20 protein-coding genes are annotated in these 23,478 nt (G+C 72.8%); 7 read left to right on the top strand and 13 right to left on the bottom strand.

Features of this window, described 5'->3' with window-relative positions; genetic code table 11:
- Nucleotides 1-85 precede the first annotated feature (85 nt).
- Nucleotides 86-316, bottom strand: coding sequence for a hypothetical protein (locus ACFY5B_RS23255; protein ID WP_031143787.1), 231 nt, complete (start codon nt 314-316; stop codon nt 86-88).
- A 183-nt stretch (nt 317-499) separates the two neighbouring features.
- On the opposite strand from ACFY5B_RS23255, the gene ACFY5B_RS23250 reads away from it, so the two are divergent.
- Nucleotides 500-2,221 carry a hypothetical protein gene (locus ACFY5B_RS23250; protein WP_389972097.1) on the top strand — a complete coding sequence of 574 codons (1,722 nt, stop codon included), beginning with the start codon at nt 500-502 and terminating at the stop codon, nt 2,219-2,221.
- A gap of 66 nt (nt 2,222-2,287) precedes the next feature.
- On the opposite strand, the gene ACFY5B_RS23245 is transcribed toward ACFY5B_RS23250, so the two are convergent.
- The 6 genes from ACFY5B_RS23245 to ACFY5B_RS23220 all read right to left on the bottom strand — a co-directional run bounded on the left by ACFY5B_RS23245 (nt 2,288) and on the right by ACFY5B_RS23220 (nt 12,765).
- Nucleotides 2,288-2,929 carry a cutinase family protein gene (locus tag ACFY5B_RS23245; RefSeq protein ID WP_389972095.1) on the bottom strand — a complete coding sequence of 214 codons (642 nt, stop codon included), beginning with the start codon at nt 2,927-2,929 and terminating at the stop codon, nt 2,288-2,290.
- A 150-nt stretch (nt 2,930-3,079) separates the two neighbouring features.
- The gene (locus tag ACFY5B_RS23240) at nt 3,080-4,300 is read right to left on the bottom strand and encodes a PucR family transcriptional regulator (protein WP_389972093.1); all 1,221 of its coding nucleotides are present in this window, start codon (nt 4,298-4,300) and stop codon (nt 3,080-3,082) included.
- Between the two features lie 122 nt (nt 4,301-4,422).
- Entirely contained in the window at nt 4,423-5,376 is a 954-nt protein-coding gene (locus tag ACFY5B_RS23235; RefSeq protein WP_389972092.1) for an alpha/beta hydrolase, read from the bottom strand.
- A 21-nt stretch (nt 5,377-5,397) separates the two neighbouring features.
- Nucleotides 5,398-9,366, bottom strand: coding sequence for a beta-ketoacyl synthase N-terminal-like domain-containing protein (locus ACFY5B_RS23230; RefSeq protein ID WP_389972090.1), 3,969 nt, complete (start codon nt 9,364-9,366; stop codon nt 5,398-5,400).
- Nucleotides 9,363-11,123, bottom strand: coding sequence for a fatty acyl-AMP ligase (locus ACFY5B_RS23225; protein ID WP_389972088.1), 1,761 nt, complete (start codon nt 11,121-11,123; stop codon nt 9,363-9,365). The genes ACFY5B_RS23230 and ACFY5B_RS23225 overlap by 4 nt, the downstream gene beginning before the upstream one ends.
- 79 nt (nt 11,124-11,202) lie before the next feature.
- Complete coding sequence (locus ACFY5B_RS23220; RefSeq protein ID WP_389972086.1) at nt 11,203-12,765, bottom strand: acyl-CoA carboxylase subunit beta; 1,563 nt, start codon at nt 12,763-12,765, stop codon at nt 11,203-11,205.
- 264 nt (nt 12,766-13,029) lie between these two features.
- Here ACFY5B_RS23220 and ACFY5B_RS23215 point away from each other — a divergent pair, with 264 nt between their 5' ends.
- Nucleotides 13,030-13,887: an aldo/keto reductase gene (locus tag ACFY5B_RS23215; protein WP_389972085.1), complete on the top strand. Its 858-nt coding sequence runs from the start codon at nt 13,030-13,032 to the stop codon at nt 13,885-13,887.
- A gap of 160 nt (nt 13,888-14,047) precedes the next feature.
- Here ACFY5B_RS23215 and ACFY5B_RS23210 read toward each other — a convergent pair whose 3' ends face one another.
- Nucleotides 14,048-14,485 (bottom strand): hypothetical protein, encoded by a 438-nt coding sequence (locus tag ACFY5B_RS23210; RefSeq protein ID WP_389972083.1) that lies wholly within the window; start codon nt 14,483-14,485, stop codon nt 14,048-14,050.
- A gap of 83 nt (nt 14,486-14,568) precedes the next feature.
- Here ACFY5B_RS23210 and ACFY5B_RS23205 point away from each other — a divergent pair, with 83 nt between their 5' ends.
- Nucleotides 14,569-15,315 carry a helix-turn-helix transcriptional regulator gene (locus tag ACFY5B_RS23205; protein ID WP_389972081.1) on the top strand — a complete coding sequence of 249 codons (747 nt, stop codon included), beginning with the start codon at nt 14,569-14,571 and terminating at the stop codon, nt 15,313-15,315.
- Between the two features lie 103 nt (nt 15,316-15,418).
- Here the strand turns inward: ACFY5B_RS23205 and ACFY5B_RS23200 are convergent, their stop codons facing one another.
- Nucleotides 15,419-17,176 (bottom strand): lysyl oxidase family protein, encoded by a 1,758-nt coding sequence (locus ACFY5B_RS23200; RefSeq protein ID WP_389972079.1) that lies wholly within the window; start codon nt 17,174-17,176, stop codon nt 15,419-15,421.
- Nucleotides 17,177-17,542: 366 nt separating this feature from the next.
- Between ACFY5B_RS23200 and ACFY5B_RS23195 the strand changes: the two genes are divergently transcribed.
- On the top strand, nt 17,543-17,794 hold the full coding sequence (locus ACFY5B_RS23195; protein WP_102913448.1) for a DUF5133 domain-containing protein: 252 nt from the start codon (nt 17,543-17,545) through the stop codon (nt 17,792-17,794).
- 31 nt (nt 17,795-17,825) lie between these two features.
- Here the strand turns inward: ACFY5B_RS23195 and ACFY5B_RS23190 are convergent, their stop codons facing one another.
- Entirely contained in the window at nt 17,826-18,812 is a 987-nt protein-coding gene (locus tag ACFY5B_RS23190) for a GlxA family transcriptional regulator (protein ID WP_389972077.1), read from the bottom strand.
- Nucleotides 18,813-18,996: 184 nt separating this feature from the next.
- Between ACFY5B_RS23190 and ACFY5B_RS23185 the strand changes: the two genes are divergently transcribed.
- Together ACFY5B_RS23185 and ACFY5B_RS23180 are read left to right on the top strand one after the other, a co-directional pair.
- Nucleotides 18,997-19,446 (top strand): DUF2269 family protein, encoded by a 450-nt coding sequence (locus ACFY5B_RS23185; RefSeq protein ID WP_389972075.1) that lies wholly within the window; start codon nt 18,997-18,999, stop codon nt 19,444-19,446.
- 138 nt (nt 19,447-19,584) lie between these two features.
- A complete protein-coding gene (locus ACFY5B_RS23180) occupies nt 19,585-19,788 on the top strand; it encodes a hypothetical protein (protein ID WP_031111422.1) in 204 nt (67 codons plus the stop codon).
- A gap of 42 nt (nt 19,789-19,830) precedes the next feature.
- On the opposite strand, the gene tgmB is transcribed toward ACFY5B_RS23180, so the two are convergent.
- From tgmB to ACFY5B_RS23165, 3 genes are all read right to left on the bottom strand, one after another.
- Nucleotides 19,831-20,814: an ATP-grasp ribosomal peptide maturase gene (gene tgmB / locus ACFY5B_RS23175; protein ID WP_389972073.1), complete on the bottom strand. Its 984-nt coding sequence runs from the start codon at nt 20,812-20,814 to the stop codon at nt 19,831-19,833.
- Between the two features lie 16 nt (nt 20,815-20,830).
- A complete protein-coding gene (gene tgmA / locus ACFY5B_RS23170; RefSeq protein WP_053673313.1) occupies nt 20,831-21,022 on the bottom strand; it encodes a putative ATP-grasp-modified RiPP in 192 nt (63 codons plus the stop codon).
- A 118-nt stretch (nt 21,023-21,140) separates the two neighbouring features.
- On the bottom strand, nt 21,141-21,464 hold the full coding sequence (locus ACFY5B_RS23165; protein ID WP_389972071.1) for a YkvA family protein: 324 nt from the start codon (nt 21,462-21,464) through the stop codon (nt 21,141-21,143).
- A 247-nt stretch (nt 21,465-21,711) separates the two neighbouring features.
- On the opposite strand from ACFY5B_RS23165, the gene ACFY5B_RS23160 reads away from it, so the two are divergent.
- Nucleotides 21,712-23,403: a hypothetical protein gene (locus ACFY5B_RS23160; protein WP_389972069.1), complete on the top strand. Its 1,692-nt coding sequence runs from the start codon at nt 21,712-21,714 to the stop codon at nt 23,401-23,403.
- Nucleotides 23,404-23,478: the final 75 nt, after the last annotated feature.

Genomic DNA, 23,478 nt, shown 5'->3' with positions numbered 1-23,478 from the left:
TTTCGCGCAGCGTATCGCCAGGCACCGACAACGGCTCGTCGAGCGGCGGCCGGCCGACGTCGTGAGCGTGCGGAACGGCTACGACCTACGCCTCGTCGGACGCCCCGTTGTTCCAGTCGTACGGGCCGCCACCCTGCCACTCGATCAGCTCGGTGTCGTCGACGGCCGTGTCGGTGGTGGGCAGGCCCTCGCGGTGCAGCAGGTCCAGTACGTCGAAAAGGCTGTAGGCGACGCCCATGCGCTCGCCGTGGATGGTCACCAGCCGTCCGCCGTCCGTCGCGGGCGGCTGCACGACCACAGGGGGTTGACCGTCCATAGCCCCACCATGCTCCCGAAACGGCCGGTTCGCAGCTCGGTGCCGTCCAGAAGCGGTACGGATCCTCCTCGCGCGCCCGGGGCGCCGGGCGCGCTGTGCGCCGGTGACAAGCCGCCATCCGGAAGCTGAGTTCTCATCAGCACTGCATGAGAGCGATCGTGCCACCCCCCTAGCGTCCGTGGCATGGACATGAACCGTACGCACAGAGGGAAGTGGCGTGGTGCCGTACTCGCGGTGCTGCTGACCGCCGGGACACTCACGGCCGCCGCCCCGGGCGCAGGAGCCGAGGGCACGCGCACCGAGACGCCGGTGACGTCGACGTCGCCGGTGACCGGGGTGACGGAGTCGATGGTGCGGGTGAAGGTGCCGCTGCCGGAGTCGGCCGGGCCCCGTCCGGCGGCCTGCGACCGGCTGTCGTACCTGCGCTACCGTTCCGCCGACGGTCCGGCCGCGTCGGCCGAAGCGGACCGGATCCTCATCGCTCAGCCCGGCATCCTGGAAGGGGCGGGGGCGTTCGACAGCGTCGCCCGCAACACCGTCAAGCGGGCCGCCGAGCAGGGGCAGCACATCGAGTTCTGGGCGCTGGACCGGCGCTCCAACTGCCTGGAGGACCGCACCGGCATCGCCTCCGGCGACCAGCACACCGCCGTCGACTACTACTACCGCGGCAAGCAGGTCGACGGCCGGACCTTCGGCGGCTACACCGGCAACGCGCAGCTCGGCTGGATGGCGAAGCTCGGGATCGAGCAGACCGTACGCGACCAGTACGACCTCCTCACCGCCGAGTTGCCCTCCCAGTCACTGCGCAAGCGGAAGGTGCTGTGCGGCGGGCACTCGCTGGGCGGTGTCATCACCGGGTACTTCGCCGCCGCCGACTTCGACGGCGACCGCGCCACCACGGCGGACGCCGGGTACAACCAGTGCGCCGGCTACTTCGCCCTCGACACGACCGTCTCGACCACGCTGGGCGACCTCAGCGGCAGCATCCCCGACGACACCAACCTGCCCGACATCGGCCTCGGTCACGGCGTCGTGCAGGCCGGGCTGGACAGCGGGGTGCTGCCGCGCACCCTGTCCGCGCCGGTGCTGCTCAATCCCGAGACCATGACCCTGCTCGGCATCGCGGGCCTGGGCGCCCTGAAGGACCTGGAGGGAGAGGCCGACCTGCCCGGATATCTGCCCCGCAACCTCAACATCGAGGCCACCAACCGCTTCCTGTTCGCCAAGGACACCCCCGCCTTCCTCAGCGGCTCGCCGGCGGTGAGGGACTTCCGGCTCACCAACGGCGCGGTGCTCGGGGCGCTGCTGGACGACAACTCCGTCCCGCTGGCGTTCCTGCAGACGAGTGTCGGCTTCTTCGACGGCGGACCGATCGCCGACAAGAGCTTCCCCGCCGCCAACGGGAGCGACACCCGACCGGGGCTGTACGGGACGGCGTACAAGGCCATCCCGGACCGGCCGCACGGTCCGCTCTACACCTGGCGCAACTACGACCGCGTCGGCGACGCGGACGACCCCGGCCACCGGTCGGCCGACGGCACCCCGTTCACCGGCGCCGGGGAGGAGGTCACCGATGTGCGGCAACTGGCCCGCAGCCTGGCCGAGCAGCCGCTGGACTTCACCGAGCAGTACTTCCCGACCAAGCTGGTCACGGACATCGAACTGGCCACCTCACCCCAGGTGAAGAAGCTCGTCGTCCACCCCGAGGGGCTCAAGGCCAACCCGGTGCTCACCGTGCTCGCCGGTGAGGGCCTGCTGGCGGGACGGGTCCCGGCCGACCTGCACCCCGTCGTGGCCGACGGCTACCAGCACCTCGACGTCCTCACCGCCGCGCCCGTGCAGAACGACGGCCGTCCCGAGCCCGTCTCCACCAGCCTCGCCGGCTTCGCGCGGACACCGCGCTAACCCGTCCGGTACGCACGCCCGGGGCCCGGGAGGACATCCTCCCGGGCCCCTTCGTGCCGGACGGGATCAGAGCCGGCCCGCGGCGAACGTGGCCGCCCCCTCGGCGTCGTCCCGGTAGCTCAGGTGCGCCCCGACGTCACCCCCGCCGTTCTCGCAGACCGGGTCGCCCTTGGCGCAGAGGTCGAGCGTGCGGCTCTGGTAGGTGCCGGTGACGCTCTTGCCGAGCGCCCGGATCGGGTTGCCGAACAGCAGCACCGCGGCGACCTTGGGCTCGACGGCGGTGGGCAGGGTGGCCACGATGGGGCTGCCGACCACCGCACCGGCGCTGCTGATGCCGATCGAGTTGTCGACGACGTTCGCACCCTGCGAATAGCCGACGAGAACGAACTTCTGAGCCGGGCAGGCTGCGGCCTGGCTCTTCACGTGGTTCACCAGATCCAGATTGCCCTGGGCCGCGGACGTGGGGGAGAGGTCGGCGGGATAGTTCACCTTGTAGCTGGACAGGTTTTTGCCCACCGCTTTCTTCTGCAGGGCGGAATACACCGGGTCGCCGACGATGAAGCCGAGCGTGCCCGGCTCGAAGGTGCCGCGAGCCGATACGACCTCGACGTCCGAGCAGGCCGCGGCCAGGGCCGGGGGAGCCGAGAGAGTGGCGAGTCCGGCCCCGCCGGCCAGTGACAGCGCCGCGAGACACATACGGATGCGCATGGGGGATCCTCCGCGTGGAAAGGCGCGAGCAGCGCCTGCGAAAAAGGACGCCCCGAACGTATGGGCTTTCTCTCGCCTGCTGTTATGGACGGGATTATGGAAACCCCGCAAATTTTTGTCGCCGATTGAGCAAGCGCCTGAATACGGAGGTCAGTCCTGCCCTGCCCGCAGGGATTCCGCGCGCAACGCGAGAATGAGGTCGAGGCGGGTCGCCGGGTCGTGCAGGGCGTCGCCGAACAGCTTCTCCAGCTGGCGCAGGCGGTAGCGGACCGTCTGCGGGTGGATGTGCAGCCGCACGGCGACGTCCGGCACGTTGCTGCCACTCAGCAGCCAGGCCAGCAGTGTCTCGGCGAGCCGGTCGCGCTGCCCCGCCGAGACCGTGTCGAGGGGCGCCAGGACCCGGGCCCGGAGCCACTCCAGCAGCGGCTCGTCGCCGTACAGCAGCAGCGTCGACAGATGCTCGCTGCAGCGCACCACGCCCTGGCGGGGCAGCACCCCACGGCCCATCAGCCCGAGCGCCCGGGTGGCCAGGCGCAGTGACCGCGCGGCCTCGGTGACCGCGACCGTCGGGCCGATCGCCGCGGGCCGGCCGCGCAGCGCGAGCGTGAACGCCCGGCCGCCGATGCCGCCGGAGCCGTCCGGGTCGGGCACCAGCATGCGCGGCGGGCGTGACCCCATGTCCACCAGCGCGCCCGCCGCCGCCAGCGGCCGGTCCTCCTCCCGCCGCTCCGGTGCCGCCGCGAGCGCCACCACGGCGACCGTCCGCGGTACGGGCCAGCGCGCGCCGTGCGCCAGGTCCTGCACGGCCGCCGGCGCCACCGGCCCGTCCTCCAGGAGCAGGTCCAGCAGGCGCTTGCGGCGCCGCTCCAGCTCGTCGGAGCTGCGCAGCTGGGCCTCGGCGTACCCGGACGCGGCCGCCTGGGCGACCTCGTGCACGGTCCGGAACGCCAGCTCCCCGAGCCCGGCCACGACCGTGGAGTCCAGCCCGAGTTCCTCCGCCGTTTGGCCCATCCGCCGCCAGGCGCGCATCCCGCCGACCCGCAGCGCGGACTGCAGCGCGTCCAGGCTGCGGCCCTCCAGGGCCTCGCCCCGCCCGAGTTCGTAGTACGTCGCCGCGATCGCGCCCCCGTCGTCGCGCGGGTCGGCGATGTGGTCGACGAACAGGGTCAGCGCCTGCACCACCCCTGCCCGCAGGTTCTGGCGGTACGTGCCGTCGGCGGGCCGGGCGTACTCGGGGACCTGGCGGCGGACCTCCTCCTCCACCTCGTCGGCGACGGCCGCCAGATCGGCGCGCAGCACCTTCGCCAGCTCAGGGGGGAACTGCGGCGCGGTGGGGCGGTCCGGCACGCCGTGCGGGGTGGGCACAGCCATCACGGACACTCCTTTCGACCGGAAGCGGCTCACCCGCGGGCTGTCGCCTGTGGGACGAGTGGGAAGTCCTGTGTAGGACGGACGACCCCTCCGTTCCGTTCCGTGCCCCGACGGCACCCCCGTCACTCGGGCACACCCAGCGCACGGGCGAGGACCGGCCACGAGGCGGTGAACTCCGGCTTCCAGTGCGCCCAGTCGTGCCCGCCGCCCCCGTAGAAGTGGGTGGTGGCCGGGATGCCCATCAGGGCCAGCGTGCGGGCGAAGCCCTGGGCCGAGGGCCACAGGGCGCTCTCCAGGATCCCGGGCAACGGATCACCGCCGCCGCCCACCCCGCTGCCCTGCGACACGTACAGGGCCGTGCCGCGCAGCCCGGTGGCACGGGCGCGCGGGTTGAAGTCCCGCCAGGTCAGGAGGTTGAAGACCGGATTTCCCCAGAGGGACGCGGCCGGCAGGTTCTCCCGGGCCACGATCGCGTCCATGATGGCGGGAACACCGGGGGCCGTGGTGTCGAGGATCCCGCTGTAGGAGGCCGCCGCGGCGAACGCCCCGGGGTGGCGGGCCGCGTGGGCCATGGCCCCGTAGCCGCCGGTGGACACCCCGGCGACCGCCCGGGTGCCGGAGGCCCGGTAGTCCCGGGCGAGCAGCGCCGGCACCTCCTTCACCTGGAACGTCTCGTAGTCGGGGCCGCCGCGCCAGACGCTCGGGATGCCGGTGGGACCCGCGTCCGGCATCGCGACGATCAGGTCGCGGCCGGCGGTGAACGCCTCGATGTCCGTCTCACGGGTCCACGAGGTGTAGTCGTCGTGCGCGCCGTGCAGCAGGTACAGCACCGGGTACTTCTTCTCCGGGCGCGTACCGAAGTCCGACGGCAGGATCAGCCGGACCGGCGCGCTGCGGCCGAGCGCCGCGGAGGGCACGGACACGTCCAGCGTGCGCGGCCCGAGCCGGGTGGCCGCCCGGGCCGGGGCCGTGCCGGCCGCGGCCCCGAGCAGGGCGGCGAGAGAGGCGGCGGCCGCCGCTCTGGCGACGGTGCGCCGGGACACTCCGGCGGCGGGCTGCTGCGGCAGGTGGGACATGACGGCTCCTCGGGGTCCATGTCAGGGGGCCGGCTCGGTGAGTGTCCGGCTCAGATGGGCGGCGATCTCGTCGACGTGCGGCGGATCGAGCAGCGACAGATGGTGACCGGCCACCGGCACCACCCGCAGACGTGGGCACACCTCGTCCCAGCCCAGCGCCGGGTCGTCCCGCTCGTACGCGGGGTCGCGCACGGTGTGCGGCGCGGGTTCCGTGGCGCGGTAGAGGACCACCGGCCCGTCGTGGGGGGCGGGAGTGTGCGACTCGCCGACGCCCATGTCCAGGTAGGAGGACCGCTGGTGCTCCAGCGCCGCGGGCGGCACGTCGGCGGCCTCGCGCAGGGCCCGCAGCGCGGCGTCGATCCGGGCCGCGTCGTCGTCCATCGCCACGAGCTCGTCGTACGGCAACTCCAGCTGCACGCCGTAGGCGTCGGCGACGTGGCGGGCGAAGCCCTCGAAGTGCGCCCGGATCCGCTCGGACCGCGTCGATCCCGGGCGGGGGAGAGGCCGTACCGAATCGATGAGTACGACCAGCCGCACCTCCCGCCCGGCGGCGCTCAGTCGCCGTGCCGTCTCCTGGGCGACGAAGCCGCCGAAGGACCAACCCCCCAGTGACAACGGGCCGTCCGGGTGGACGGCCTCGATCGCCTCGGCGTAGCGCCGCGCCTTCTCGGGCACGGTCCGGGCCTCCTCGATCCGCTCCAGCCCGTACACCGGCTGGTCGTCGCCGAGGAGTTCGGTGAGCGTCCGGTAGACGCTGACCGGGCCCCCGGCGGCATGGGCCAGGAACAGGGGAGGCCGCGAACCGGTGGCGCGCAGGGGCCGCACCGGGGTGTCGTCCCGGGGGAGGGCACGCTCGACACGAGTGGCGGCGTCCTCGACGGTGACGGCGGCGAACAACTCGCGCAGGGGCAGTTCGATACCGAACTCGCGCTCCACCGCCGTGCGCACCCGGACCGCCATCAGCGAGTCCAGGCCGAGGTCGGCCCACGCGGTGCCCCGGGTGATACGGGCGGGGGAGTGGCCGGTGACGGCGGCTATGTGCTGGATAAGGCGGGCCAGGACCGAGGAGGGCTCGGTCGCCGCGGCAGGAGGCTCCTCCGGCAGCGGCTCCGTACGAGCGGCCCGTCCGTCCGTCCACCAGTGCCGTACGTGCCGCCACCGGGGCAGCGGCAGGTCGATGACCCGCCCCGGCGGCACGGGCAGTCGCTGTCCCGCCGCGTACAGGGCGCCCACTTGCCCGGCGAACGCCTCCGACCCGTCGGCGTCCCGGCGCAGCGTGGCCAGGGCGAGGGCGCCCGGTACGGTGTCGGCGACGGCTCCCGTCAGCACGGGATGGGGGGAGATCTCGACGAAGGCCGTGCGGCCGTCGTCGGCGGCCGATGCCAGCGCCCGGTCCAGCCGCACGGGCCTGCGCAGGTTGGCCGCCCAGTGCGCGGCGTCGAAGAGGCAGTCCCCGCGCGGGTCGTCGAGGACCGTGGAGTGGACGGGGACGCGCGGCCGCCGCCCCCGGATGCCGGACAGCGCGTCCACCAGCTCCGGCAACAGCCCGTCCACCTGCGGCGAGTGCCCGGCGCCGACGACCCGCATGGCCCTCGCCGCCCGGCCCTGCCCCTCCAGCCGGCGCACGAGCGCGGCCACTGCGGCCTCGTCACCCGTGACGACCTTCTGCCTCGGGGAGGAGTGCACGGCGACCTGCACCTCCGGGAAGTCCCCCGCCAGCGCGTCCAGTTCGGCGTCGTCGAGGTCCACCACGGCCATCGCGCCGCCCCGCAGGCCGCTCAGCAGCCGGGCCCGTACGGCGATGACTCGCGCCCCGTCCGCCACGTCCAGCGCGCCCGCGCACACGGCCGCCGCCACCTCGCCCATGGAGTGGCCGATCACGCCGGCGGGCTCGACACCGTGGGAACGCCACAGCTCGGCGAGTGCCAGCTGAAGGCCGAACAGCACCGGTTGGGCGACCTCCAGACGGTCGAGACCCTCTCCCGAGGACAGGTGGTCGTACAGGGACAGGCCGCACTCGGGGGCGAGCTGCGGGTCGAGCTTCTCGACGGCGGCGGCGAACGCGGGTTCCTCGGCCAGCAGCCGGCGCCCCATACCGGGCCACTGACTGCCGTACCCGGAGAAGACCCACACCGGGCCGCTCCCCACGCGGTCGCGGTCCCCGGTCGTCACCCGTGGGTCCGGGCGCCCGGACGCCAACGCGTCCAGCGCGTCGGCCAGTTCGCCCCGGTCACGGGCGACCACGGCGGCACGCACGGGACCGCGGCCCGTGCGGCCGGCCAGGGTCCGTGCCACGTCGGCGGGGTGCGCGGGGTGCTCTCGCAACCGGCGGGCGAGCCTGCCCGCCGTGTCGCGCAGGCGCTCGGTGTCGAGGTCGGACAGCAGGTGGACCCGGGCGGCCGGTTCCTCGGCCGGTCGCACCGGGACCAGGCCGGGCGGTCCCTCCTCCAGCACCACATGCGCGTTGGTGCCGCCGAAGCCGAACCCCGAGACGCCCGCGACGGCCGTGCCGCCGTAGCGCGGCCAGGGCTCGGGCTCGGTCACCACCCGCAGCCGGGGATCGGTGAGGGAACTGCCCCCCTCGCAGTGCAAGGACGGCGGGATGCCGTCGTGGTGCAGGGCCAGCACGGTCTTCACCAGGCCCGCGACGCCCGCGGCGGACTCCAGATGACCGAGGTTGCCCTTGGCGGACCCCAGCAGCAGCGGCTGGTCGGTGTCGCGCCCCGCGCCGAGGACCGCGCCGAGCGCCCCCGCCTCGATCGGATCGCCCAGCGGGGTGCCGGTGCCGTGCGCTTCCACGTAGTCGACGTGCTCCGCGGCGAGCCCGGACTGCGCGTACGCCCGCCCCAGCAACGCCTGCTGGGCTGCCGGGTTGGGCGCCATGAGGCCGTTCGAGCGGCCGTCGGAGTTGACGGCGGAGGCGCGGATGACGGCCAGCACCCGGTCGCCGTCCCGCTCGGCGTCGGACAGCCGCTTGAGGATCACGGCCGCGCAGCCCTCGCCGCGCCCGATGCCGTCGGCTGCCGCGGAGAACGGCTTGCAACGCCCGTCCGGTGCCAGGGCGCCCGCCCGGTGGAAGGCGACCGTGACGGTCGGCGACAGCAGCAGGTTGACCCCGGCCGCGATCGCCGTGTCGCTCTCGCCGGTGCGCAGGCTGACGCAGGCGTGGTGGACGGCGACCAGCGAGGAGGAGCAGGCCGTGTCGACGGCCAGGCTCGGTCCTCGGGTGTCGAGGACGTAGGCGAGCCGTCCCGCGGCGACGCTGAGTGCGCCCCCGGCCGGCGCCCAGGGGTCGACGGCGGCCGGGTCGGCACCCGTCAACTGCCCGTACTCCGGTGCGGAGATGCCGACGAACACGCCGGTGGCCGTGCCCGCCAGGGACCCGGCCGGCACGGCGGCGTGGTCGAGCGCCTCGCGGACGACCTCCAGCAGGATCCGCTGCTGGGGGTCCATCACCGCGGCCTCGCGCGGGGTGATGCGGAAGAAGTCCGCGTCGAACCCGGCGATGTCGTCCAGATAGCCGCCCCAGGGATGGGCGTCGGCGGGTGGGAACGCGGTGAAGTCGCGCCAGCGGTCCTCCGGAACGCGCCGGATCGCGTCGACACCCTCGCTGAGCAGCCGCCAGTAGTCGTCCGGGCCGTGCACGCCACCGGGCAGGCGGCAGCCGACCCCGACGACCGCGACCGGCTCGGCCGTCCCGCCGGGCACGACGGGACGCCCCACCGGCGCGGCCTCGGCTCCCGGGGCAGGTGTCTCGCACAGCCGCGCCACCAGGGCCTCCCCGGTGGGCGCCTCCCACAGCAGCGTCGTCGGCAGCTCCCGGCCGGTGGCGCGGGACAGCTCCCCGGCGAGGGCGACGGCATCCCGCGAGGCCATGCCGAGATCCGCGAGCGGCCGGTCCATCGGGACGTCGTCCGGGGACGTGCCGTTCCAGGCCGCCACCCGCTCGGCGATCAGCCGGCGCAGCGCGGCCTCGTCGACGGTCCTCATTCCGCGGCACCCGCCGCCCGGGCCTGCCCGCCGTAGGCACCCTCCAGGTACCGGGCGCGGGTCAGCGCCCGCGACACCTTGCCGCTGGAGGTGCGCGGCACCGTGCCCGGCGGCACCAGGACGACATCGGCCAGTCGCAGTCCGTGCCGCGCGGAGACGCCACCGCGCACGGCACGCACCACCGCCGGTACGTCCAGTTCGGCGAGGCGCGCGGTCCGCGCGTGCTCCGCCACGACGACCGCACACTCGCCACCGGCACCCCCCGGAACGGCGAAGGCGGCGAGCCGGTCCCTGCGCACCGCCCCGTGCGCCTCCTGCACCGTCGCCTCGACGTCCTGCGGATAGTGGTTGCGCCCGTCGACGATGATCAGGTCCTTCAGCCGTCCCGTGACGACCAGCTGCCCCTCCAGCACCGTCCCCAGATCGCCCGTGCGCAGCCAGCGTCCCGGACCGGCCGCGGCATCCGCGAACTCCGCGCCGAAGATTTCCTCCGAGTCCCGGTTCCAGTAGCCGCGGCCCACGTTCGGCCCCTGCACCCAGATCTCCCCGACCTCACCCTCCGGGAGCGGCACCCGCGTCACCGGATCGGCGACCCGCACCCGCTGACCCGCCGGAGTGCCACAGCCCGTCAGCAGCACCGCCCGCGGATCGTCGGGCCGGGTGGTCAGGGCCTTTCCGGCTGCCAGGGCGTCGCGGTCGAGCGCGAACCGGCTGAGCGGCTCACCCGGCCGGGCCGCACACACGAACACCGTGGCCTCGGCCAGCCCGTACGACGGGCAGTGCGTCCCCGGCGCCAGGCCCTGGTCGGCGAACGCCGCGTGGAACCGGTCGGCCGTGCCCGGGCGGACCGGCTCACTGCCGTTGATCAGCGCCGTCACCTTGTCCAGCCGCAGACCCTCCTTCTGGTCGGCGGTGACGGTCGCGACGCAGTAGTCGTAGGCGAAGTTGGGTGCGGCGCTGACGGCGTGCGGATGCGCGGCGAGCAGCCGCAGCCAGCGCACCGGCTCGTGCAGGAACGCGGCCGGGTCCATCAGCACCGACAGCGCCCCGCGCGCCACCGGGGCCGCGACGCTGAGCACCAGCCCCATGTCGTGGTAGAGCGGCAACCAGCCCACGCTGGTCATCGGGCGGGTGTCGAGGCCGTAGGCGGCCAGGGCCTGGTGGGCGTTGGCGACGACGTTGCCGTGGCTGATCTCCACACCGGCCGGGGAGCGGGTCGAGCCCGACGTGTACTGGAGGTAGGCGAGGGCCCCGGCGTCGGGGGCGACCGGTCGCCAGTCCCGGCCTGCGTCGTCGGGTACGTCGTCCGCGACGACGATCCGCGGGCCGTCGGCCCCGAGGAAGTCCCGCACCTCGTCCCGGACCCGGCTCGTGGTCACCACCACTGAGGGACGCGCGTCGGCCAGGACGCCCGCGAGCCGGTCGGCGTGCCCGGGCAGACCCGGCGTGTACAGCGGTACGGCGACCAGCCCGGCGGTCAGGGTCGCGAGGAAGGCGGTCACATACTCCGTGCCCTGCGGACACAGGACTGCGACCCGGTCCCCGGGGCCCGTCCCGTCCGTGAGACGTGCGGCGATCGCCCGCGCCCGCACGTCCAGGCGGCGCCAGGTCAGGGTGCGGTGGACGCCGCGCGAGTGCGGGGCCGGGTGTTCGACGAAGGTGAAGGCCCGGCGGTCGGGGGTGGTCTCGGCCCAGTGCCGCACGTACTCCGGCAGCGTGGGGCACTCGGGCGCGAGCGGGGGGCGACGGCTGTCCATCGGGCGGGGCTCCTCACGGCGCGGATCGGCCTACGGGTCGCAGAGGGGGAGAGTCGGAAAAAGGGAGAAGGGGGGAGGGCTAGAGCGGGATGTTGCCGTGCCGGCGTTCCGGCATCGGAGCGCGTTTGCCGCGCAGCGCGCGCAGGGCGCGGCAGACCTGCTCCCGGGTCTCGCGCGGCGCGATGACGGCGTCGACATAACCGCGCTCGGCGGCGAGGTACGGGGTGCCGTGGGTGCGTTCGTACACGGCGAGAAGGCTTGCGCGCAGCGCCTCCGGGTCGTCGGACGCGGCGAGTTCGCGCCGGTGCAGGACGCCCACGGCCCCCTCGGCGCCCATGACGGCGATCCGGGCGGTGGGCCAGGCGAGGTTGACATCGGCGCCGAGGTGTTTGGAGCCCATCACCGCGTATCCGCCGCCGTACGCCTTGCGCACCACGACTGTGACCTTGGGGACGGTGGCCTCGGCGTAGGCGTACAGGAGCTTCGCGCCGCGCCGGATGATCCCGGCCTGTTCCTGCCGTACCCCGGAGAGATATCCGGGTACGTCGGCGAAGGTCAGCAGCGGGATGCCGAACGCGTCGCAGAACCGCACGAACCGCGCGGCCTTCTCGGACGCGTCGATGTCGAGGACCCCGGCTGCGTGCAGCGGCTGGTTGGCGACGACGCCCACCGAGCGGCCCTCGATCCGGGCCAGGGCGCAGATGATGTTCGGCGCGAACAGCTCCTGCACCGGCAGCAGTTCACCGTCGTCGACGACCGCGTGCAGGATGTCCCGCATGTCGTAGGCCTCGCCGAGCCGGTCCGGGACGATCGTGTCGAGCCCGTCACCGGCCGGGGCGTGCCCCGGGGCGTACTCCGGGGGCCGTTCCAGATTGTTGGCCGGCAGGTAGGAGAGCAGGTCGCGCACGGTGTCGAGGGCGTCCTCCTCGTCGGCGGCCAGGAAGTGGGCGTTGCCGTTGACGGTGTTGCTGGTGCGGGCGCCGCCCAGCTCCTCGGCCGTGGTGCGCTCGCCCGTGACCGTCTCGATGACGTCGGGGCCGGTGACGAACATGTGCGAGGCACCGTCCACCATCACCGTGAAGTCGGTGATCGCCGGGGAGTAGGCGGCACCGCCCGCGCACGGGCCCAGGACGACCGAGATCTGCGGGATCACCCCGGACGCCTTGACGTTGCGCCGCACCAGTTCGGCGTAGAGGGCGAGGGCGGCGACCCCCTCCTGGATCCGGGCTCCGCCGGAGTCGTTCAGGCCGATCACCGGGCAGCCGGTCTTCAGGGCCAGCTCCATCAGGGCGACGGTCTTCTCACCGAAGGCCTCGCCCATGCTGCCGCCGAACACCGTGGAGTCCTGGGCGAAGACGCACACCTGGCGGCCGTCGACCGTGCCGTACCCGGTGACCACGCCGTCGCCGTAGGGACGGCGGGCGTCGTGCCCGGCGGGCCGGGCCCGGACGAACAGGCCGGTCTCGGTGAAGGAGTCCTTGTCCACGAGCCGCTCGATCCGCTCCCGGGCCGAGAACTCCCCGCGTCTGCGCGGACCGCCCGGGGCGACCGCCCGCTCCCGCCGGTGCTCCAGGCCGGCGACGCGCTCCGCGGTGTCCCCGGGCGTGTGCGTCGCCGTCTCCCCCGGACCGGATGCTGTCACCTCTGTGCTCACAACCACCTCCGAAGTGGCTCTCGAATATGGCAGCGGGGCGGGGGAGCGCCGTACGGATCGCCGGTCTGTGTGGGGGAGTTGAGTCCTCGGGCGCGAGGATTCATCCAGGCGTGACAAGGAGGCCTCAGAAGGCCGGGCGCGATTCAGTGGCCCGAGTGCTGAATGCGTTCCACTTCTTCTATTGGACCCCCGGCCGTACGGCGTCCACGCTGGAGTGCACCATCGCCCGACAGCCGGAAGAGGTCACGACCCATGCACACCCGCCGCATCGGTGACGTCGAGGTCAGCGCGATCGGCCTGGGCGCGATGCCCATGTCCATCGAGGGACGACCGGACGAGGAACGCTCCCTCGCCACCCTGCACGCGGCCCTCGACGCCGGTGTGACCCTGATCGACACCGCGGACGCCTACCACCGCGACGCCGACGAGGTCGGTCACAACGAGACCCTGATCGCCAAGGCCCTCGCCTCCCACGACCGCGGCGGTGACGTCCTCGTCGCCACCAAGGGCGGCCACCTGCGCCCCGGCGACGGCAGCTGGACGCTCGACGGCAGCCCCCACCACCTCAAGGCGGCCTGCGAGGAGTCGCTGCGCCGGCTCGGCGTCGACGCCATCGGCCTCTACCAGTTCCACCGCCCCGACCCGCGCGTCCCCTACGCGGAGTCCGTCGGCGCGATCCGGGACCTGCTCGACGAGGGCAAGATCCGCATGGCCGGCATCTCCAACGCGAACCCCGAGCAGATCCGGCAGGCCCAGGAGATCCTCGGCGGGCGCCTGGTCTCCGTGCAGAACCAGTTCTCCCCGGCCTTCCGCTCCAGCGAGCCGGAACTGCGTCTGTGCGACGAGCTCGGCATCGCGTTCCTGCCCTGGAGTCCTCTCGGCGGGATCTCGAAGGCCGGTGAGCTCGGCTCGGGCCACGCCCCCTTCGCCCGTATCGCCGAAGCGTACGGGGTGAGCCCGCAGCGGGTGTGCCTGGCCTGGATGCTCGCCAAGTCGCCGGTGGTCGTGCCGATCCCGGGCGCGAGCCGGCCCGAGACCATGCGCGACTCACTCGCCGCCACCGGCCTCACCCTGACGGCCGGGGAACTGGCGGAGCTGGACGCCGCCTGAGCGGGGTCTGGCCGCCCAGGGGGCCTATCGACCCGCCCCATCCCGTTCGTCGTAGCGGGAATCCGAGCGGATCGTCCTGGTGAAGATCGTCGAGTACCCGGCGGGTGAGCCGATGGCGGGCCCACCCGCCTCGTCGCCCCCCGGCGGCCGCTTCCTGTCGTCAGCGAGACTGGCGCTCGCCGTTGTAGCGCTGGGCGAGCCGGGCGAGGGCCAGCGCGCCGAGCAGCAGGCCGAAGTCGCGCAGCGCGACGTCGTAGTAACCGGGGATGGTCAGCAGGTTGACGATGATCCCGGCGAGCCAGCCGGCCACCAGCCAGCCGCCGAAGCGCGGGGCGAGCGCGACGACAAGGCCCGCGACGATCTCGATCACTCCGACTGCGTACATGGCCGCCTGGGCACTCCCGGGAGCGATGTCGTTGATCCACGGGGCGAGGTAGGTGGGCCAGTCCACGAGCAGGTTGGCGAACTTGTCCAGCCCGAACAGGATCGGCGCCACGGTGAACCCCGTGCGCAGGATGACGAACGCCTGGTAGCCGGGATCGCTGAGCGCGGGCCGCCGGGAGGCGGCGGATGCGGTGGTTGTGGTTGCGGACGACATGGCGCCCTCCTTCTATCGACAACTCTCATTAACGATAGAAGCGCGGAAACCTTCTTTAGTCAATCGCTGTTGGTTTTACACTGGTGTTCGTGGACCCCTCGAAGGAAGTACCCCGCCCCGACGTCTCCGCCGTCGCCGCTCTCGACGAGCCGACCCGCAGAAGGCTCTACGAGCACGTCGTACGCCGGCCGGACCCGGTCAGCCGCGACGAAGCGGCCGAGGCCCTCGGCCTCGCCCGGCAGACGGCGGCCTTCCACCTGGACCGGCTGGCCGACGAATCGCTGCTCGACGTCGTCTATGAGCGGCGCAGCGGCCGCACCGGGCCCGGAGCAGGCCGGCCCGCCAAGCTCTACAAGCGGTCCGCCAAACAGGTCACCGTCAGCCTCCCGGAGCGGCACTACGAACTGGCCGGACGGCTCCTGGCCCAGGCACTGGAGGAATCCGAGTCCACAGGTGAACCGGTTCGTTCGGTTCTCCACCGAAAGGCCCACGGCCTGGGCGCGCAACTCGCCGGACCGGGCCAGGCGGACGTGGTCGCCGTGCTGGAAGAGAACGGCTTCGAACCCCGCTCCGACGGTGATGCCATCGTCCTGGGCAACTGCCCCTTCCACGCCCTCGCCCGCGAGCACACCCAGACGGTGTGCGGCATGAACCTCCACCTGCTCCGCGGCCTGCTCGACGGGCTCGCCGAAAGCGGTTACCAGGCATGCCTGGCGCCCCGCCCCGGTCACTGCTGCGTACGCTTGGAGCCGGATTCCTCGCAGCCGATCACCGCAGCGACCGCATCGTCAGCGAACGGTGTCGATATCGCCGGCCACCAGGACCGGTGACCCGTTCGGTGAGCGACCTACTGGCGCTCAGGGCATGCCGCCGATGGCCGTGCCCCGCCCTGGTCTCGGGCGGGGACTCTTCCCTCGGCGAGGAGCCGCGGGGTCAGTTGGCGTCCACCAGGTCGTGCGCCGGCACGGTGACCGTCCGGTTACCCGGCTTGCCGCCGAGCACGACCTTCCGCAGGGCACTGTTGTTGTCGAGGTCGGTTTCCTTCAGCCGCTTCTCCGGGTTGGCCAGCACCTGGATGTAGTAGGTGCCGTTGGGCAGATCGGTGATGTCGAACGACTGGCCCGGCAGGTCCTGGGTGTACGTGTCACCGGAGCCGACGTCCAGCACCTCGCGGACGGAGATCGAGTTCTCCTCACCGCAGGCGGTGGCCAGGTCCGTGTTGTACGGGTGCCAGTTGGCGTTCTTCACCGTGTAGTCGATCGCATCGGTGTTGGCCAGGCAGAACGCTTCCTTGCCGCTGCGCACGGCCTCCTTCTTGTCCGCCTTCAGCAGCCGGTAACTGGCGAAGTCGGTGAAGTGCCAGTGCACGTGCCCCGGGCGCGGGTCCCACTCCATGGTGCCGGTCGGGGTGTAGCCGACCTGATTGCCCTTGGCGTCGTAGAAGTACTGGAAGGCGTCCATCTTGGCCTTGCCGGGCGAGCGGAACCCGTCCACCACGAGCTGCGCGGGGCCGGCGTTCCAGACGTTGGCGCTGAACGCCAGGTGATCCTTGCCCGGGATGTCCCTGCCCCCGTCGCTGATCGTGATGCCGTAGGCAGGCAGCGAGCGCAGGTCCGGCTTGGGGACGTCCGGGACGGAAGCCTCACCGGTGGGCCGCTTCGACAGCGGTTCGAGGGCGGGCGCCTGACGCGAGCCGTCGGTCCGGCCGCCGATGTCCCGGGCCTGCGGAGACAGCGAGGTCGTCTGCTTCTTCTTCAGCGCCCACGGCAGGGCCGGCGGCGCGGCCTTCAGCGGACCGTGGCCCACGTTGTACGAGGGACCCGCACCGCTCGTCACCGGCGCGGCGGCCTCGGCGGGAGCGGGGGCATGCCCCGGCCCGTGACCGGCGTGCGCGGTCGGCGCCTGGTGACCCGCACCGTGCCCGGCGTGCTCGCCGGCCTTCGCGGAGCGGGGTACCGCCCCGGTGGCGCTCTCTTCGTCCTCGTCGCTTCGTTCCACCACGGTCACCTTGACCGTGGCCGCCTTGTCGGCCATGCCGAACAGGTCGCGGTACTTCTTGGCGACACCGACCTTGGCCGTGTAGGTACCCGCCGGCAGCTGGACGGGCTCGGTGTAGGAGCCCGCGTAGGTGTTGGCCGCCCAGCCCTTCTCGACGCCCCACACGGAGCCGAGGGTGAAGGGGTTGGTGGGGCAGCTCTCCGGATACTTGGAGGTGGAGGGCGCGTCGGGCCGCACGCGGCCGCTGGCGTTGTTCGGGCAGAAGCTCTCGCTGCGGGTGAGGACCTTCTTGCCGGCTTTGTCGGTGAGAGTGATCTCCGAGAAACCGGGCAGCCCGGAGAAGTCCTTCACGGTGCCGGTGGGCAGCTTCTTCGCCTTGGCCTTGCCGCCCTCGTACACGGTCTGAGTGACCGTCACCGGGTCCTTGTAGGACTTCCGGGTCACTTTGAGCTCCAGCGGCGCTCCCTCGGAGACGAGGTAGGTGCCGAGGTCCAGGTACACACCCGGCTCCTCCTTCCAGGAGGTGAGGGTCACCGAGTCGGTCGCGGCGACGAGGCTCAGCTCGGGGCCCGTCGCGGCGTTCGCGGGTTCCTGTGCTGCGGCCACGATGCCGGCCGTAACGGCCGGCACGGCGATGGCCGTGGTGCCGGCGAGCAGCGTACGCCGCAGCCGAACGGTGCGTCTTCTGGTCATGGTTCCCTCGTCCTCCGGTGGTGTGAGAAGGAAGCAGGCCGCACGGCGCGTCCGATAGGTCCAGGCCGGGGCCGTCATGTGGAGAGGCGTTCGCTTCGCCGCACTGTGAGAGGAATGGACCGGTTGCTCGGTTGTCCGAAAGACGGAAAGGAGAAGGGGCGTTGGCCGGATGCCGTCGTGGTGACGAGATACGGCCGTCGGCGTCCCGGCCGGGTGGAGGGTGTGCACCGCCCGCACAGCGGTCGGCTCACCCAAGACCGGTCGCAACCGATCAGTTCTCGTCAAATCCATCCCGGGTGAGAAAATGGTGTGAATGTTTACGCGTGGTTCGGGCATACGCAGCGAAAACACAGAGAGGGGCGCTACGTGCTTGTACCGGACCGGAAGATCGTCAGGGAGTTGCTGACGCGGTACGCGTCGCTGAGGATCGCTCAGTCGGAGAGGCACGTGCCGACGGCGGCACGCGAACTGGAGGACGTCAGCTACACGCTGTGCGTGATGATGGGGACGTCCGACATCAGTGACGCCATTGCCAAGGCGGATGTTCTGCTGCTCACCGAAGGGCGGCCGGATGCCGCGGACGCGGACGGGGAGAACGGCCTGACGCTCGTCGGCTGACGGCTGACGAAGGCCCGGCGCGGACCGGGCATCACGCCTCGGCGGCCCGGGAACGGGCCGCCGAGGCGTTCGTCCGCCCGTGGAACGCCGTGCGGTACGCGTACGGTGTGGTGCCCGCCACCTTGCGGAACCGCTCCCGGAACGCGGTCGGCGACCCGAACCCCGTCTGGCGTGCGATCCGTTCGACGGAGTGATCGGAGTTCTCCAGCAGGTACTGGGCACGCCGGACCCGCGCCCGCAGCAGCCACTGCAGTGGCGTGGTGCCGGTCTGCTCGCGGAAGCGGCGGCTGAAGGTCCGCTCGCTCATTCCCGCTCGCGCCGCCAGTGCGCCCAGCGTCACCTCGTGGGCCAGGTGATCCTCGATCCACTCCAGCACCGGTTCGAGCGCGGAGCCCCGGGGCACGGGTGGATGCTCATGCACGATGAACTGGGCCTGGCCGCCCTCGCGTTCCAGCGGCATGACCGACATCCGGGCGCTGTTCGCGGCGACGGCCGATCCCAGGTCCCGCCGGATCATGTGCAGGCACAGATCCAGCGCGGCGGCTGCCCAGGCGGAGGTGAGGATCTGCCCGTTGTCGACGTACAGCACATCCGGTTCCACCTCGATCCGCGGGAAGCGGCGGGCCAGTTCACCGGCGGCCACCCAGTGCGTGGTGGCGCGCAGTCCGTCCAGCAGCCCCGCCTCCGCCAGCACGAAGGCGCCGACACATACCGACGCGATCCGGGTGCCCGCCCCGGCCGCCTCGCGCAGGGCCGCCAGCACCCGGGCGGAAGGTGGCGCGGCGTCGGGGGAGCAGCCGGGCACGATGATGGTGTCCGCCTCCGCCAGTGCCTCCAGCCCCCGCTCGACCCGCAGGGTGAAGCCGCCGTCCGCGCGCACCTCGGGCGTCTCCGCGCACAACCGGACCCGGTAGGCGGGCCGCCCGTCCGGCAGGCAGGTCCAGTCGAACGTCTGCTGGGGCGCCGCCATGTCGAACGGCACCACGTGATCGAGAACCAGGATCGCCACGGAGTGCATGACCGCCACCCTAGGCGTGTTCCCGCCGGCCCGGTGACGTGGGATCGCGCCGGCTCCGGAAGGGAGAGCGCAGGTGGGACGGGTTGGCGGGAACCCGTTGGAAGCTGTCGCTCCAGCCTCTGGGTGATCACGCCGGGCCACCCTAGCGTGGGCGCAGTCCCTCGCCTCCACGGAAAGAGCCCCGGTGACCAAGATCCTGCTGTCCCTCCATGTCCTGGCGGCCATCGTCGCCGTCGGTCCCGTGACCGTCGCGGCCAGCATGTTCCCGCCCGCCGCGCGCCGCGCGGCGCCCACGGGCGTCGGCACGGTGGCGCTCCTGCACCGCATCTGCCGGGTCTACGCCGGTGTCGGTCTGACCGTTCCGGTTCTCGGGTTCGCCACCGCGGCCGCCATGGGCGTCCTCGGCAGCGGATGGCTCGTCACCTCCATCGCCCTGACCGCCGCGGCCGCGGGCGTTCTGGCCGCCTTCGTCCTGCCCCGGCAGGAGGAGATCCTGGAGCAGCTGGAAGGCGAGCAGGCGCCCGATCACCGCGCCACCGCGCAACTCGCCATGTTCACCGGCGTCTTCAACCTGCTGTGGGCGACGGTCACCGTCCTGATGGTCGTCCGCCCGGGTTCCACGACGGGAGCGTGAACAACCCGCCTTCACCTGTCACGGATGTCCGGTCTGCGTCAAGTCATCCCAGGGAATTCACACTCCGGGACACGGCGCCGCCTACACTCGCAGTCTCGCCCCCGCACGGGGCCGACGAGCAGAAAGGCGCGTTGACGGGTGTTCCAGGATTCCCCCATCTACGACCGACTCATCGCGGAGCGCGGTGACGTACCCGCACAGGTGCGCCGCGAGGCCGAACGTGTGAGCAGGGAACTGGAGCTGGTCATGCGGCCCTCACAGTCCCTCGGCTACGACCGCCCGCACTCCCCGGGTGCGGGCTGGCAGCGCGCGGGTATGCTTCCCGGCCCGCGCCCGCAGTGAACGGGACGGCTGCCCGGCCCGGCCCGCCGCCGGGCCGGGCTCTCAAGGAACCCTCGTGTTCGAGCCGTTGACATGGGACGGCTGGACCGAGACAGGCCGGGCCAGCCACTCGGCGATGGTGTGGGCGATCGGCTGACCCGTCTCCACCTCGACGAACCCGAACTGCCCCGACTGGTTGCACTCCAGGAACCACCAAACCCCGTCGGAGTCCTCCACGAAGTCGAAAGCCCCGTACGCCAGTTCCGCCTCGCGGAGATAGGCGAGGACGCCCGTCGCGATGCGGGACGGCACATCGGTGGGCAGCCATGGTGAGCCCGGCGCGGCGAACCGCACGTCGACGTCGTCCGGGTCCGCGTCCTCGGCGGTCGCCTTACGGGCGGCCAGCAATCGCTCGCCCACGACGGTGAGCCTGATGTCGGCACGCTTGGTGATCCGCCGCTGCAGCAGCGTCGGCCCGAACGCCACGGCGGAGAAGTCCGTGTCGGGCGCGACCCGGCTGGTCGGCACGGCCCGCGGCGGGTCCTGTGGATGCGCGCCCGACACCGGCTTGACCACCAGTTCCGGGTAGCGTTCGGCGAACTCGCGGGCGGCGCGCGGAAACGTCGTGATCAGCGTCGCGGGCACGGGCAGGCCACATCTCTGGGCGAGCCGCAGCTGCCACGGCTTGTGGCGGGCCCGCCGGGCCGCGTCGGGGTGGTTCATCCAGCGCGCGTCCGAGCCCCGCAGCATGCCGTAGAGCGCCTGGTTGGCCTCCTCGGTCAGCCAGGCGGACGGCTGGGCCGCCCGCGCGGCCGGGATGCCGGGCCGGCGCACCCACACGGACCGGAGCCCCCCGATACTCACCAGCCGCCCCCCGGCGGACAGATGGCCGCGGAACCGGCCGTGCACGTACTCCCCCGAGAGCGAGACACCACCGGTCAGGTCCGCGGGATCGACCCGGACCACCGGAACCCCCGTGGCGTTCAGGTGCACGACCACCATGTCCGCGGTGACGTCCTCCTCACAGGTGAGGATCAGTACGGTCATCGTCGGCGGCCCGCGGTCAGTCGTCGAAGTGCGTCTTGGAGCCGGCGGTGGACGTCGTGGTGCCGAACTCTCTCAACAGGGCGAAGTCACAGGCCGCGACCCGGCCGTCGCGGAGCACGTTCAACTGCAGTCCGGCGTCGTACACGTACGGAATGGCAGCTTCCAACTCCACTGCCGGGCGCGCGTAGTTGAGCGCGAACGGTTGCATCGTCTCTCCCTCGTCGGTACTGCGCCGAGCAGGCGGTGGCCCAGGGGCAGTCCACCCGGTCCGCCGACCAGATTCGGCTTCCAGAGACTTATACGAATCGAACGGGTGGTTGGTTTCCTTACTTTCCGTAGTCATCGGCCAGTTGCCGGTCCGGCCGGTGTGCCGACCTGCGCTCCCGTTCGCCGAGGGAGCCGCGGACAGTGCGCAGAGCGAGCAGCAGGACGCCGATGTCGTCCAGGTACACCGGGTCGGGCACCAAGTCGGTGGGCAGCACGAGATACAGCACCGCGCCCCAGAAGACCCAGCGCGGGCCCGCGGGCAGTCCCGCGCGCCGCAGATCGCGCCGGGTGCGGACCAGCCGCACGAGGACGGCCACGGCGAAGGCGAGGACGACGGCCGCGAGGGCCGCGGCCAGAATGATCACTTGTGTGGTCGTGTCCACGGGGCGCCCTCCTCCTGGCATACCACGACACGGGGTGTCCTTAGCTGGATTCCCTTTTCCGGCGGCTGTATTGCGGCCGGGGCCCGACATGTCGGCGAGTCGGCGGATTTTCCCGCGCGCATGGTCATCCCGGTGGCTCACCCGAGTGGCACGGGGTGACGGGGGCGCCTAGTAATGGTCAGCGTAACGTCGCTCGTCACACGACGGGGGGCGCAGGAGCGGCCGCACTCTTCCCACGGAGGCGAGTATGACCACCTGCTCTTCATCACCCCGCTCGAACGAACCTGCCATAACCGTCGAGCCGAACGGGTCCGCCCAGCCGTCCGCCGAGACGACCGTCGCCACCGGCACGCACCAGGTGGCGCAGACGAGCGCGCGGCCCGCCGCCGGCCCGAACGAGACGCACCAGGCGGGGCGCTCCGAACCCGCGGCCGGTCCCCACCCGGCCGACCGGGTGACAGACGAGCCCGTCGCCCTCGGCTCCGACCCGGCGGCCGGGGCACCGGCGCAGCCGCCGGCCTTCGAACCGGACCGGACGGACCACACCGCTGCCCGGCCCGTCGCCCGCGACCCGGACGAGACGGCCAACTCCGCCGCCCACGGACCGGATCGGGCCGCCGCGCAACCGGCTCCTCCCGTCGAGGACTGGCTGGATCCCGCCGAGGCGAGGCCTGTGACTCCCGCGCCGGACACTCCGGACTCCGCGCCGGACACGCCGGACTCCGCGCCGGGCCCCGGCCGGTCCGCTGCCGCAGACCCGAGCGAGGGCACCGCGCCCGAGCCCACCGCGCGCGGCGGGGACGAGGCCGATCCGCCGGCCGGGCCCGGGCCGGCCGGGCCCGGGCCGGGCGACGCCGACCACCCCGGTGCGCGGCCGTTCGTCATCCGGTCGCTCGACGACAACCCGGTGGAGCTCCGGCCCGGCACCGGCCCGGCCTCCGGCGTACCGTACGGCGACGCCGTCAGCGACCTGGTGCACGCCGCCGTGGCCGACCGGCCGCTGGAGGAGGTGGTCGACCTCATCGTCTCGCTGGAGGAGTCCCCCGACCACACCCAGGCGCGGGTGGACGCGCTCCGCACCGCCGGGGTGCGCCGGTCCGTCGAGGACGTGTCCCGGATGATCGCCCTGCTGACGAAGCCCCCGCGCGACGCCGAGTGCGCGGACGAGGCGATCCGGGCCGCGGCCGCCCACCGTCCGGTGGAGGAGGTGACCCGGCTGGTGACCCTGCTGCACAAGGAGCCGCAGGAACCCCACGTCCGCGAGGAGGCCCTCCGCGCGGCCGCCACCGGCCGGTCCGTCGGGGAGCTGGTCGAGCTGATCGACCGCCTCGGCCTGGAACGGCTGGACCGCGAAGGCCCTCGCCCGAAGGAGACTTCGCGTCCTGAGGGCGAGACGGCCGGGCCCGAAGCGCCCGCCCGTCCGGACCGGCGCCGCACGGCACGCCAGGGCAGGCCCCTCGCGAACCACCGCACCCTCGACGACGCACCGCCGGACCACGAGCCTGCGATGGACCGGCTCGTCCGGTCCGTGTCCTGGTCGGGCTGGCTCGCCGCCCTGGCCCTGGTCATGTGCGCGGTGGTCCACTTCCCCCTGCAGCGCGGCGACGCGTCCCTGCAGCTGCACGCGTTCGCCCTCGGCCTGTCGGTGCTGTGCACGGTCCTGGCGCTGCTGCTGGCCCTGCGCCCGGTGGCGCTGGTCCTGGCCGGTGCGGTGCTGGTGCCCACCGTGCTGGCCGGGGCCCAGGCGTACGGGAACTCCTTCCCGTCGGCGTCCCTGCCCCGGGCCGTCGATCTGGCGCTCGCCCCGCCGTGGCTGGCCGCCGCAGTCGCCGTGTGCGCGGCGCTGCTGGCCCTGGTCGCACTGGTCTTCCGGGTACTGGCACCCATCGCCGCCCGGCAGTGGGCCGCCGTCCCGGTCGGAGCGTCGTCGACCGACTGAGACGGACGGGTGACCGGGGCGAGCGGCTGGTACCAGCCGCTCGCCCCGGTCACCCGTCCATGCGGTGCTCTGTCA

Origin of the sequence: Streptomyces sp. NPDC013187, assembly GCF_042899705.1 — a bacterium.
Classification (GTDB): domain Bacteria; phylum Actinomycetota; class Actinomycetes; order Streptomycetales; family Streptomycetaceae; genus Streptomyces; species Streptomyces hawaiiensis_A.
The sequence above is the reverse complement of the archived record's forward strand: the minus strand, read 5'-3'. Positions and strand labels throughout refer to the sequence as shown.